Origin of the sequence: Capnocytophaga sp. oral taxon 863 str. F0517 (genome assembly GCF_000466425.1) — a bacterium.
GTDB lineage: Bacteria > Bacteroidota > Bacteroidia > Flavobacteriales > Flavobacteriaceae > Capnocytophaga.
In genome coordinates, this window is record NZ_KE992149.1 from 1 (window position 1) to 11,679 (window position 11,679).

An 11,679-nucleotide genomic window follows, 5' to 3' on the forward strand; every position below is an offset into this window, starting at 1 on the left:
TGCCGCTTAAGTCGAACTCACGTTATTTTAAATAACCTACAGGATTATCGTCACTTATAATAAGTTCATTTTTTTGATTGACAAAAGCATATCCTACCTCCTTGTTTTTTCCTTCGGGAAGCATTACCATTGTATTTTCTTCATAGAAAATAGGATTTTGATTGACATCCACATATTTTCTATACTTAGGAAGCAAAGTTATATCAGAAATCTTTTTTTCAATAGGATTGGTAAGAGAACATCCTACTAAGAAATTGGACGCAAAAAATATTATAAGTATAGTACCAATAATTAAAAAGTCTATTTTTGACATTATTTTTATTTTTTAGATTTGTAAAATTTATATTTTTAGAAAACTAAAGTTGCTCCGTGTAACCAATAAACTATTAATGCTATTACAAGTAAAAAAACTATATTCCAAAGCCATTTCTCTGCCCATTTGTAGAAAAAACTATAAAATAAAAAGAATAATAAAGCTATAAACAAAGGAACTACTATAAGATTTATATAAAAATAGATCATCCAAGTATGGAAACTACTAAAATCAAGATAATCCCACTGGAGAATAAGTTCCTTTATAGCGTAACAGAAATTGATAAGCAAGAGAATCAAACTTATAACAATTCCTACTGAGATAGTCGGTTTCTTTTTCATATAATTAATTTTTAATTAGTAAAACAGTTATATTTTAATATATTTATACTATAATACACAAAAACAAGACTATATAATAGAATAACCAACCAATGATAGCGCTTGACATAAGAGAGCACATTATTAAGTCAGACAAGCAAAGCAATCGTATCTATTGAAATTAGGAAATATACATATAAAACGCTTAGTTACGCTATTCTTTTGATAGTAATAATAGGAAAATACACCTATCAAGAAAGATAACACATACAAAATATATAATAATATTTCTTTTTTTATAAATACAGTTCCATAATCTCCTGATAAAATTAAAAAATATACTAATAAAAAAATAACCCCTGTAAGAAAAGCAAAAAATAAGAGTAATAATTTCTTTTTCATAGCTGTAAAATACTTTTAATTATACCAAATAGTAAATAGAATATAATATAATGCAAACAAAAGAGGTGTATAATGGAACAATAAAGTACAAACTATAAGAATAACTCCGGAAGCAGCTAATATCTTCCATAATTTAGGATATATAAATACATAAATACCCAAAAATAACATTGATATTTCCGATATAAATCCCAGCATACCAAAGATTCCAAACCAAAATTCAAAGAATGATGAGGTATCAAAATAAGGAAAAAGAAAAGGAAAGGTAACAATAGAACAAATAACAATCCCTATTTGGTTTTTCTTATATATATTATATCCTAACAGATTTACCATAAGGCAAAAGAAAAAAAGATATAGCACCTGAGGGACAACATAGAAAATAGCATATCCCGAACTATCTGTACGGAACATCCATAGGGAGTAGGCTACTAAAATAGCCAATAGTATAACCATTGCGATGGTCATAACTCTTAAAAAAGGAGGCTTTTCCATAGGATTATATTTTATAGTCTGTAATTATTTCATTTAAGATTTGTACAAAAGAGTACTTTTTCTTATGCCGCTGCTTCAATTTTTCTACTAATTTTATTATTTTTTCCTTTTCTTCAGGAGCATCGTCCAGCATCTTGCGAATATAGGAGACTATTCTTTCGTATTCGGCACGGTAATTGGCGTTTTCTGCAAAATCAATCACCTCTTTACAAAGTTTGTCCATGATTTCAGTAGCATAATACTTCTTCAGATAATGTAAATAATTTAAAATGTTAGAAATATCTGTATCTTTTACCTTCTCCCATAGGGCTTCGTACATATCTTCTTTTTGATAGATCATAAAAAGAATAGGAGAAACTATTGCAACTTTCCAATAAGGCATCAATGCTTTCTTTTTCTCCATGTAGTAGGTTTCTTGTTTCTTTATTTCTTTATCTATTACCTTTTTCCATTCTTCAGCGGTATAAGTGCTTTTCCAATTATCATAGTATTGGCTATCTCCATCTCCATAAAAAGCAAATTTCTTGTAATATTTCCGCATTGTATCAAGATCACCTTCCTTTTCAGCTATCTGAGAGAGAAGTTCTTCCCATTCTCTTATGACATTATTAAATCCAAATTGCTGTTTCAGATTAGCGATACCTTCTTTTAGTAACTCTTTAGCTGCTTCATAGTTCTTTTTCTCTATAAGCAACTTCACTTTCATTTTTCTAAATAAAGGATATACTATATTTTCATCTATAACTTTTTCTGCCTCTTCTTGCTTTCCTATTTTTCTTAATAAATCTATCTTTTCAATGGTATAGAATTGCTTCTTTTTATTAGGAACATACTCTCTATTAAGTATTTTATTTATAGTTTCTAAATAATCTCCTTCTTTTTGTAAGTCTGTTATTAGTTTTTTTGCGGTTGCAGAAATCTTATCATCATAATAATCCATATTATAATCTGCATAATGTTCTATATTTCTTACTATTTGTTCCAGTAGGAAAGAGAGTAGTTTTTCTTTTAGGCTGCGTGGTACCCTTTCATCCTCTGCTAAGAAGATAATAACGTCTAGTACCTTATTGGTATTATTGACAAAGGTATCCGATAGAGAGTTTGACTTCACAATAATCTCATCTAACTTGACAAAAAGACATTTAGCAAAGATAAAAGCATCCCGATAATTACTATTTCCTATATAGGTATTAATCGTTTTGAGATGTTTCTTAATTTCTTTATTCAGGTCTGGTAGATTTTGAGACTCACCTCCACGGTAACGAGGCTTTATGGTTTGGTCTATAATCTCCACTATCTTCTTTTCAAAGTCGTTATTCTCATTTTTATCAATAAAATAAAGTTCAAAATCGCTTTTAAAAACCTTATTCTTAGTCATATAGGTTTTGATAAACTCCTCCAGCTCTGTACGGGATATTTTCTCTAATAAGGTCTTGAGGTTATCTTTCTTACCTTTAGCCCCTTGTTTTCCTTTGGTGGCTTCTTGTTGCTTTTTAGCCTCTATGGCCAAGAAAGCTGCTACCATATGCAAGCAGACTCCTTTCTTCTTTTGCTCACAGGAGCAAGAAGTCTCCCTAATGGTATTCTTATACAGCAGTATTTCCACTTCATAAGCGTTTTCCTCTTCTACAGTGGCTATCCATAGGCAGTCCTCCAGTTCTTCTAAGGAAGAAACCTTGCCCTTTTCAAAGGTTTCTTTACCTTGCTTTACCAAGGTTTTATCTACAAACTTATCAAAATTCTGAATCGTCACGATTTTTTTCTTTTATAAGATTTATTTCACAATATAAGTTCCCACAAATGTATGTAACAATTGATATTTTAAATTTTTATTGCTATATAGATCTATGTTTTTATATCTTTCAATAGTTTCTGTATTATTTTTCCAATAGTAAGTAGGCGTTTTCAGGCTTCTTTCATAGTTGTTATTGATATAATAGGGTGTTTTCAAAGAAAGCACTTGGTCATCTACTTTTAGCCGGTAATATAATTCCCCTTCTCCATCTTCTACTTCAAAAGACTTTGAAGGCTCAAGGGGTTCCAATCCTGTACATTCTATATGCTTATCCAAATAATAAAAAGGCACTATATGTGTACGTTCTCTTGATTTCTCTCCCCTACCCAAATGCTTCTCTTTATTATACAGTTCATCGTTTCTTAGTGCTAATAGGAGCGGAGCATAAGCATGTTCAGTGAATTTTATCTGATAATCTTCTTTACCGAAATAGTAATAGTCAATAATATCGAAAGAAGTCAAGTAATAATATAACTGATGCTCTTTTTGGAAAACAATCATGTAACGAGGGGGATCGGCTTTAGGAAAATCACCCTTGTCAGAAAGTTGCCAATAAGGTATCTTTATAATATGACAATAAGACGATTCCTTGCTTCTATTATAATAGAAATCTTTTACTTGTTGGAAGCCCCATCCCTGGGAGCCTTCCACCAATTTCATAGGATGAAATACACTATCTCTGCTGGAAAACCATGCTTTGTTATAGGTACGGTTAGAAATATCTATCAGGCAATCCTCCACAAGAAATATCTTACGTCCTTGCTTCTTAGAATGATAAAAAGAAAGCGTATCAATAAGATTTCCAGCCGTATCAAATTTCTTTACAAAAGTCTCCAAGTCTCCTTCCTCAAGAAGTCTTGTTTCTCTATAAAGTGCCACGAGTTCATGGTGCTGTGTCATTGTATAATTCTCCAAAGAAAGCCATTTGTACTTACTAAAAGGAATCATCTCTTTTCCTTCAATAGTCATTTTCCCCTCCATAGGATCTTCTATTAGGACGGCAAACTTCTCAAGTATTGGAGGAGCATTTCTCTCTGATCTGTAGAGTAAGAATTTACCATATAGCTCCCCTCCATAACAGGTCAGCCATATCCCTATAGCCGTTAGTCCTACAAAACCAAATAGATAGATTCTAGTACCTTTGTAATAGCTTCCTATATAAAAAAGGATGTTTGCTAAGGCCAGCAAAGCAAAAAATCCATAGAGATAGAAAAAAAGATACATAAGGTATCCATTTTCTGTAATAGCAACTAAGATGATATTAAGAACTACAAGGGACAAAAATAGGATAAAATAATTTCTTAGTAGTTTGAGCATAAAATTAAGCTATTTGCTCGGCAAAGATAACGAAAATAATGATTAATTGTTAATTATTAATCGTTAATTATTATCCTTTAGATTTAATGAATGTTTTAAAAGTAAAATCTATGTTACATTGTTTTAAACAATACATTGAAAATCAATTTTTTACAAATAAAATCCATTGCTTATTTATAAAGAGGAGGCTGACATGAAATAGAATAAATAATTTAAGTTTAAAATATTTTATTTTCTCAGATAAACGAAGTATATTTGCACTCTGATTAAAAACATCGAATAATGATTAGGAAAATCTTATTTTTTCTTCTCCTAAGTGTGGGAATATCACAACCCCTCTCCGCACAGGTGCAGAACCTTAACTTAGAGCAGCTCTCTTATATCAATGTAGATCAGCTTTCTGATGAGCAAATACAGTCCTTTTGGGAAAAAGCCCAAGCACAGGGCTACTCCATTACCGACTTGGAAACAGCTGCTCGTGTCAAGGGAGTACCTATCTCCCAAATTGCTAAGTTACGCCAGCGTATCATGACCCTTTCTACAAGCACTAAGCGAAAAACTACAGCTCCCAGTAGCCAATCAAGTACTTCCGAACAAGAAATATTTGGCCGAACCGGAAAGGAAAACCCTAAGGATTCCTTAATGCCAATCAAGAAAAGCAGGGTATTTGGTTACGATTTCTTCCAAAATCCTAAGATCTCCTTCGCTCCTACTATCAATGTACCTACTCCAGAGAGCTATATCGTCAATACCGGAGACGAACTCTTGGTGGAGGTATGGGGGGCTGCCGAAAGCTCCTCTACCCAAAAGGTGGATAATCAGGGAAATATCATCCTCCCCATGGCCGGAAAGGTACATGTAGGAGGACTCAACTTTATCGAGGCTAAGGCTCGTATCAATACTGCTTTGCGCAAGATATATGCCGGTATTTCTGCCCCCGATGGAAGCTATGCCAAGGTGTATACCGGTGTTTCTATCGCTAATATCCGTACGGTAAAGGTCAATATCATAGGAGAAGTAGAAGCCCCTGGCACCTACTCCCTTAGTGCCCTATCCACTGTAATGAATGCCCTCTATGCCAGCGGAGGCCCTACGGAAAATGGTTCTTTTAGAAATATACAAGTAGTTCGTGGGGGAAAAACCATCGCCCATTTGGATATCTATAACTTCTTACTCAAAGGCTCTCAAGAGGGAAATATCAATCTTAATGATCAAGATGTAATCATTGTTCCTCCCTATAAACACCAAGTAGAGGTTATCGGTTTTGTCAAAAGAGAAGGCCTTTATGAGGTAAAAGAAGGAGAGAAACTCTCCGCTTTGATAGACTATTTTGGAGGTTTTAAGTCCAATGCCTACAAGGATATAATGGTCATAGAGCGCATTATTGGTGCCAAGCGCGAAGTCAAAGAAGTACCCTATAGCGAAGCAAGCAAATTTGCCTTGCAAGGGGGCGACAAACTCTTAGTTCATAAGCTTTCAGACATTTACCACAATCGCCTGAGCATCACTGGAGCCGTCTATCAGCCAGGCAACTATGCCTTCTCTGAAGGGATGACCGCTTTAGACCTTATCGGCAAGGCAGCTGGGGTGAGAGAAGAGGCCTACCTTGACCGAGCTATCCTTTTCCGCTCCTTAGACCGTGTGACCAAACAGAGCCTCCACTTCTCGCTTAAGGAAGTCTTAGAGAAGAAAGAAAGCATTGCCCTACAAGCCAACGATAGTCTACATATCTATGGGAGAGATAGTCTCCTTACCAAACCTATGGTACGCATCGAGGGAGCTGTGCGCAAACCACAAAAATTCGATTATGCCAAGGGACTACATCCTGGCGACCTCATCCTAATGGCCGGAGGCTTCCTCGAAGGAGCTGACCAAACCCAAGTACAGGTATCCAGACAGCTGAACGATACCAACTTCAAAACACTTAGCCAAGTATATACCGTGTCTCTCAAAGAAGGTGCAGAGACTATTGCCTTGGAACCGAATGATATTGTAACGGTACGTTATCAAAAAGGATATGTTCCCCAACAAATCGTCAAAGTAGAAGGAGAGGTCTCTTTCCCTGGATTCTATGCTGTACTAAGTAAGGAAGAACGCATCTCAAGCCTTTTGGAACGTGCCGGTGGCTTAGCGCCTTATGCTTATGTGGAAGGAGCTACCTTAGTGAGAAAGAAAAATAAGAATGAAAAAGATGAAAAAGCTCAGGAAAAACAGCTCAAAAAACTCAAAAAAACTGATAAAGATCTTACTCTTGTGGAAACCAAAGAGGAGGAAAACACCCCTGAGGCCTCAGAATATCGCGTAGGGATCAATCTTAAAAAAATTATGGAGCATAAGAACTCCTATCAAGACTTGATTCTAAAAGATGGTGACGTACTGATCGTCCCTTCAGAAAAACAAACAGTAGAGGTCAAAGGACTTGTATTAGCTCCTTCTTTGGTGCGTTATGAAAAAGGCAAATCCACCCGCTCCTATATCAATAGTGCTGGAGGCTTCTCTGATAATGCTCAAAAAAAATCTGTCTATGTGGTGTATGCCAATGGAGATGTGAGGGGTACTAGCCGTTTCCTCTTCTTCAGAAGCTATCCTAAGGTTGCTCCTGGCTCCTTGGTGATTGTCCCTGAAAAACCAGAGAAGAAAACGCTCTCCACTACCGAAACTGTTAGTGTGATGACAGCCCTTACTACCTTAGCTATTCTCATCTACAATGCTTTTAAATAATAAAAAATGAATCCAGAAATCGAAAAAGAAGACGAAATAGACCTACTTGCCCTACTGATGAAAATATGGCAGGGAAAGAAGACTATCTTAAAATACTCTATCATATTCCTACTTATTGGTATTTTTATAGCTATCTTCTCTAAGAAAGAATATACAGCTACCTCTATGGTATTAGCCCAGGAAAGCAATTCTCCTACCGGGAGCGGCCTATCAGGCTTGGCTTCTTTGGCTGGCATCAACTTAGGGAGTTCTTCGGGAGAGCTAATCTCCCCTAAGCTATACAAGAGCATAGCCACTAGTATTCCTTTTCTAAGGAAAATGGTAGAAGTTCCTATACAAACCTCTCAAAGTAGCAATCCTATTACCTATAAGGAATATTGCAACAAATATCAAAAAACCAACGCCTTGGATATAGTAAAAAAATATACCATAGGCCTTCCGGGAGTGATTGTAGGAGCTTTCTCTTCTGAAGAAAAAGAAACAGTCACTTCTGCCAATATGTCAGGGGACTCCTTACAAGTATATAGAGTGACCAAAGAAGAAAAAGAACTATTTTCTTCCCTTAGCAGTCAATTCCAAATCAATGTCAATGAAAAAGATAACACTATTGATTTTTCCTTCTCCTTGGAGGATCCTGTAGCTGCTGCCCAAATGCTCTATCAGGCCAAGAAAACCCTACAAGAGACCATCATAGCCTTCAAGACACAAAAGGCTAAAAGCCAATTGGACTTTATTGAAAAACAATATGAAGAGGCCGAGAGAAATTTTAAGGAAAAACAGCTCAAATTAGCAGCATTTCAAGATAGCAACCGTGGCCTTATTACCGCAGTACCTATGACGCGCCAAACCCAATTGCAATCAGAATATAGCTTAGCCAACAACGTCTATATAGAACTAGCCAAACAGTTAGAGAACCAAAAAATAAAACTCCAAGAAGATACACCTGCCTTTATTGACATAGAACCGGTGAGCATTCCCTTGGAAAAATCTAAACCTAAAAGAGGCATAATTATTGCCATTTGGGGATTTTTAGGTATAGTAATCGGAATTGGCACTATTTTTGGTAAGGACTTTATCAAGAGTATGAAAGAGAAATCCTCATCTAAAGAAGAGGAGGTATAAATATCAATTTGAAAACTTAATAACTATGGGGTTGAATAAAAATTCTGTTCTAGGGTATGCCACCTTGATTATGATTTTCTTCGGGCTGATCCTTATCGGATTAGGGATCTTCCGCTATGAGGATGTTGCGGGCTGGGGATTCGGAGCCACTGGAGTGGGCTTCTTAGCCATTGCATGGGTATTCGATGCACTCAAGGGCAGAGTATAAGATAAACTAATTATAACACCATGAATGAATTTCAACCTATCCCCAAGGCCTATGAGTGCCATCCTTTGCACCATAGGACTTACCTTATAGGAGGGGAACTGAGGGAGTGGAAGGGTGCTTGTGATGAAGTCTATTCTACTATTTCCTCTACTGCGGAGTATGCACCTACCTTAGTGGGAAGCGTACCGCATCTGACTGAAAAAGAGGCGCTCGAAGCCCTCGAGGCTGCCGCTGAGGCCTATGGCAAAGGCAACGGCTTATGGGCTACTATGCGGGTCAAAGACCGCGTAGAAATTCTCGAACGCTTCACCCAAACCATACAGCACAAGCGTGATGAAGTCGTACAACTAATGATGTGGGAGATCGGAAAGACTATCTCAGAATGTCAAAAGGAGTTCGACCGTACCATAGAATATCTCTATAATACCTTGGAGGCCTATAAGCAGTTAGATCGTGATAGTGCCCATTTCCAAAAAAAAGATGGTATCTATGCACATATCCGCCGAGGCCCTTTGGGTATTGTCCTATGCTTGGGACCTTATAACTACCCACTGAACGAATCCTTTGCGCTGCTGATTCCTGCCTTACTCATGGGTAATACTGTTATCTATAAGCCACCTAAATATGGGGTATTGCTGATCACCCCTCTTTTAGAGGCCTTTAGGGATTGTTTTCCTAAGGGAGTTATCAATATCATTTTTGGACGTGGTCGGGAGATAGCTACTCCTATTATGGAAAGTGGCCGCATCGATGTGCTGGCGCTCATCGGTAATAGCCGCTCGGCTATTGCCTTGCAGGACAAGCATCCGCATAAGAACCGCTTGCGCTTAGTCTTGGGCTTGGAAGCCAAAAACCCTGCTATCATCCTTCCCGATGCTGATTTGGATCTTACGGTGAAGGAATGTGTTGCCGGTGCGCTAACCTTCAACGGACAGCGCTGCACAGCCCTTAAAATACTCTATGTACATGAGGATATCAAAGAGGCCTTCCTAAGCCAATTTAACGAGGCGGTTGATAGCCTTACCTTCGGTAATCCGTGGGAGATGGGTGTACAACTCACTCCCCTACCCGAACCTGACAAACCTCAGTATATCCAAGACCTCATAGACGATGCCCTTCAAAAAGGAGCTAAGATACTCAATAAAAGAGGGGGAGAACGTTGTGAAAACTTTATCTTCCCTGCGGTGCTGGCTCCCGTTACGCCCGATATGCGAGTCTATCAGGAAGAACAATTTGGGCCGGTAGTTCCGGTGCGTTTCTTCTCTGATATAGACCAGGTGAGAGAGGAAATAGCCGATTCTCATTATGGCCAACAGGTGAGTATCTTTGGGAAGGATGTCTATACCTTAGCTCCGCTAATTGACGCCATGGTGAACCTCGTATGCCGAGTAAACCTCAATAGCTTATGCCAGCGCGGTCCCGATGTATTCCCCTTCACCGGAAGAAAGGACTCCGCTGTAAGTACCCTTAGTGTGTATGATGCCTTACGCTCGTTCTCTATCCGTACCTTTGTAGCCTCCAAGGATAATCCGTATAACAACGAAATCTTGGAGAAGCTACTCAAAACAGAAACGTCCAATTTTATCAATACCACTTATATTCTGTAGTATATTCATTTTAATATATATATCCTATGAAATTATTTATATTAGTATTAGTCATCTTAGGCCTCTGTGTAGCAGGTATGGCCATCAAAATATGGGGTAAAAAAGGTGGTCGATTCTCTGGTACTTGTGCCAGCCAAAGTCCTTATCTGAACCCTGAAGGTACTCCTTGTAGCTTCTGTGGGAAGCTCCCCGAGGAGGCCGATTGTAAGAAATAACACTCATTTAAGTCAGTTATCCTGCGGGGTAACTGACTTTTTATCATATATGCCTTTTGCCCGGTTCAATTTTCCCTTGGCTATCCTCCTTCTGGGATTAGTCCTAGGTATAGGCTCACAGGAGTTGTTCTGTGGGGTAGGGCTTGCTGTATCTGTAGGCATCGCTATAGGCACCTTAGGGGCGCTTTTCCTATGCTTTTTTAAGCTAAAACAATTTGTACAAGGGGCAACTCTTTTAGCAGGAATAGGCTTGGGCATTTTGAGCTATCAAGCTCATGAAGCATCCCATGACCCTGCCCATTACCTACACCAGTGTTCCCCTGCTAAGGAATATAGCCTACAGGGGACAATTATTCATATCAAAGGGCGAACGCTTATCGTATCCTTACAAGCCCCTGAAGGAGAAACCTATAAGGGAAAGGTCGTCCTGCACCTCAAGGATAGCCTTACGGAGGAGGCCTTGGGACAAGCGTTGCTTTTTCACTGCAAGCTCTCCCCTATCGCGACGGCACAAAGCCCCTATCAGTTTGACTACAAGCGCTATATGGAACGCCAAGGCGTATTTTGGCAGGGCTACCCTACCACTTATATTCTCCAACGACAAATGAGCTTTTCTCCCTTTATTACGGCTCAACAATTACAAGGCTTCTTAGCCCATCGCCTCTCCCTCTATCCTTTCTCCTCTGAGACATTGGGTGTACTCAAAGCCTTAGTCTTAGGAATACGTTCGGATATAGCGCCGGAGCTTTACCAGCAGTATGTAGATGCCGGAGTGGTACATATACTAGCTATCTCCGGGCTTCATGTGGGAATTATCACTTATTTGCTGAGCTTACTGCTCTCTTGGCTTGTTCCTAAGAAGAAAAAAAGCCTAAAAATAGCACTTATACTTACCTTTTTACTGGCTTATGCCTTTATTACCGGACTTTCGGCCTCGGTGGTGCGGTCCGTGGTAATGTTTGGTAGCTATAGTATCGCCTATGAGGTAGGTAGCAGAAGGGCAAAATACGATAGCTTACTCCTCTCGGCCTTGGTACTACTGCTATGTAAACCCAGTTTCCTCTTTGAGGTTGGTTTTCAGCTAAGCTATATGGCAGTACTCTCGATCCTCTTGTTTTTACCTTTATTCAAAAATTGAAACTACTTTTATAATCTATTCAAAAT

Annotated in this window: 11 protein-coding genes; 6 read left to right on the plus strand and 5 right to left on the minus strand. The window is 38.2% G+C overall.

The window, feature by feature from the left end:
• Positions 1-22 precede the first annotated feature (22 nt).
• The 5 genes from HMPREF1551_RS06285 to HMPREF1551_RS06305 form a co-directional block, all read right to left on the minus strand.
• Positions 23-313, minus strand: a complete 291-nt coding sequence (locus HMPREF1551_RS06285; RefSeq protein WP_021628237.1) for a hypothetical protein — start codon at positions 311-313, stop codon at positions 23-25.
• A gap of 35 nt (positions 314-348) precedes the next feature.
• On the minus strand, positions 349-654 hold the full coding sequence (locus HMPREF1551_RS06290) for a hypothetical protein (RefSeq protein ID WP_021628238.1): 306 nt from the start codon (positions 652-654) through the stop codon (positions 349-351).
• Positions 655-1,050: 396 nt separating this feature from the next.
• Positions 1,051-1,530 carry a hypothetical protein gene (locus HMPREF1551_RS06295; protein ID WP_021628240.1) on the minus strand — a complete coding sequence of 160 codons (480 nt, stop codon included), beginning with the start codon at positions 1,528-1,530 and terminating at the stop codon, positions 1,051-1,053.
• A gap of 4 nt (positions 1,531-1,534) precedes the next feature.
• Positions 1,535-3,283 carry an SWIM zinc finger domain-containing protein gene (locus HMPREF1551_RS06300; RefSeq protein ID WP_021628241.1) on the minus strand — a complete coding sequence of 583 codons (1,749 nt, stop codon included), beginning with the start codon at positions 3,281-3,283 and terminating at the stop codon, positions 1,535-1,537.
• A 21-nt stretch (positions 3,284-3,304) separates the two neighbouring features.
• Entirely contained in the window at positions 3,305-4,642 is a 1,338-nt protein-coding gene (locus HMPREF1551_RS06305; RefSeq protein ID WP_021628242.1) for a hypothetical protein, read from the minus strand.
• Positions 4,643-4,924: 282 nt separating this feature from the next.
• Between HMPREF1551_RS06305 and HMPREF1551_RS06310 the strand changes: the two genes are divergently transcribed.
• The 6 genes from HMPREF1551_RS06310 to HMPREF1551_RS06335 are packed head-to-tail and all read left to right on the plus strand — an operon-like array spanning position 4,925 to position 11,653.
• Positions 4,925-7,363: an SLBB domain-containing protein gene (locus HMPREF1551_RS06310; RefSeq protein ID WP_021628243.1), complete on the plus strand. Its 2,439-nt coding sequence runs from the start codon at positions 4,925-4,927 to the stop codon at positions 7,361-7,363.
• Positions 7,364-7,369: 6 nt separating this feature from the next.
• Complete coding sequence (locus tag HMPREF1551_RS06315) at positions 7,370-8,485, plus strand: Wzz/FepE/Etk N-terminal domain-containing protein (protein ID WP_021628244.1); 1,116 nt, start codon at positions 7,370-7,372, stop codon at positions 8,483-8,485.
• A 25-nt stretch (positions 8,486-8,510) separates the two neighbouring features.
• The gene (locus HMPREF1551_RS06320; protein WP_021628245.1) at positions 8,511-8,693 is read left to right on the plus strand and encodes a CAL67264 family membrane protein; all 183 of its coding nucleotides are present in this window, start codon (positions 8,511-8,513) and stop codon (positions 8,691-8,693) included.
• Between the two features lie 20 nt (positions 8,694-8,713).
• Positions 8,714-10,300 (plus strand): NADP-dependent glyceraldehyde-3-phosphate dehydrogenase, encoded by a 1,587-nt coding sequence (locus HMPREF1551_RS06325; RefSeq protein WP_021628246.1) that lies wholly within the window; start codon positions 8,714-8,716, stop codon positions 10,298-10,300.
• A gap of 26 nt (positions 10,301-10,326) precedes the next feature.
• Positions 10,327-10,515, plus strand: coding sequence for a hypothetical protein (locus HMPREF1551_RS06330; protein ID WP_021628247.1), 189 nt, complete (start codon positions 10,327-10,329; stop codon positions 10,513-10,515).
• Positions 10,516-10,564: 49 nt separating this feature from the next.
• Positions 10,565-11,653, plus strand: a complete 1,089-nt coding sequence (locus tag HMPREF1551_RS06335; RefSeq protein ID WP_021628248.1) for a ComEC/Rec2 family competence protein — start codon at positions 10,565-10,567, stop codon at positions 11,651-11,653.
• Positions 11,654-11,679 lie beyond the last annotated feature (26 nt).

Excerpts from the sequence above, each read along its gene's own strand:
- HMPREF1551_RS06335 (WP_021628248.1), top strand. The coding sequence starts at position 10,565 with ATGCCTTTTGCCCGGTTCAATTTTCCCTTGGCTATCCTCCTTCTGGGA.
- HMPREF1551_RS06295 (WP_021628240.1), bottom strand. The coding sequence starts at position 1,530 with ATGGAAAAGCCTCCTTTTTTAAGAGTTATGACCATCGCAATGGTTATA.
- HMPREF1551_RS06290 (WP_021628238.1), bottom strand. The coding sequence starts at position 654 with ATGAAAAAGAAACCGACTATCTCAGTAGGAATTGTTATAAGTTTGATT.
- HMPREF1551_RS06315 (WP_021628244.1), top strand. The coding sequence starts at position 7,370 with ATGAATCCAGAAATCGAAAAAGAAGACGAAATAGACCTACTTGCCCTA.
- HMPREF1551_RS06310 (WP_021628243.1), top strand. The coding sequence starts at position 4,925 with ATGATTAGGAAAATCTTATTTTTTCTTCTCCTAAGTGTGGGAATATCA.
- HMPREF1551_RS06285 (WP_021628237.1), bottom strand. The coding sequence starts at position 313 with ATGTCAAAAATAGACTTTTTAATTATTGGTACTATACTTATAATATTT.
- HMPREF1551_RS06320 (WP_021628245.1), top strand. The coding sequence starts at position 8,511 with ATGGGGTTGAATAAAAATTCTGTTCTAGGGTATGCCACCTTGATTATG.
- HMPREF1551_RS06325 (WP_021628246.1), top strand. The coding sequence starts at position 8,714 with ATGAATGAATTTCAACCTATCCCCAAGGCCTATGAGTGCCATCCTTTG.
- HMPREF1551_RS06330 (WP_021628247.1), top strand. The coding sequence starts at position 10,327 with ATGAAATTATTTATATTAGTATTAGTCATCTTAGGCCTCTGTGTAGCA.
- HMPREF1551_RS06305 (WP_021628242.1), bottom strand. The coding sequence starts at position 4,642 with ATGCTCAAACTACTAAGAAATTATTTTATCCTATTTTTGTCCCTTGTA.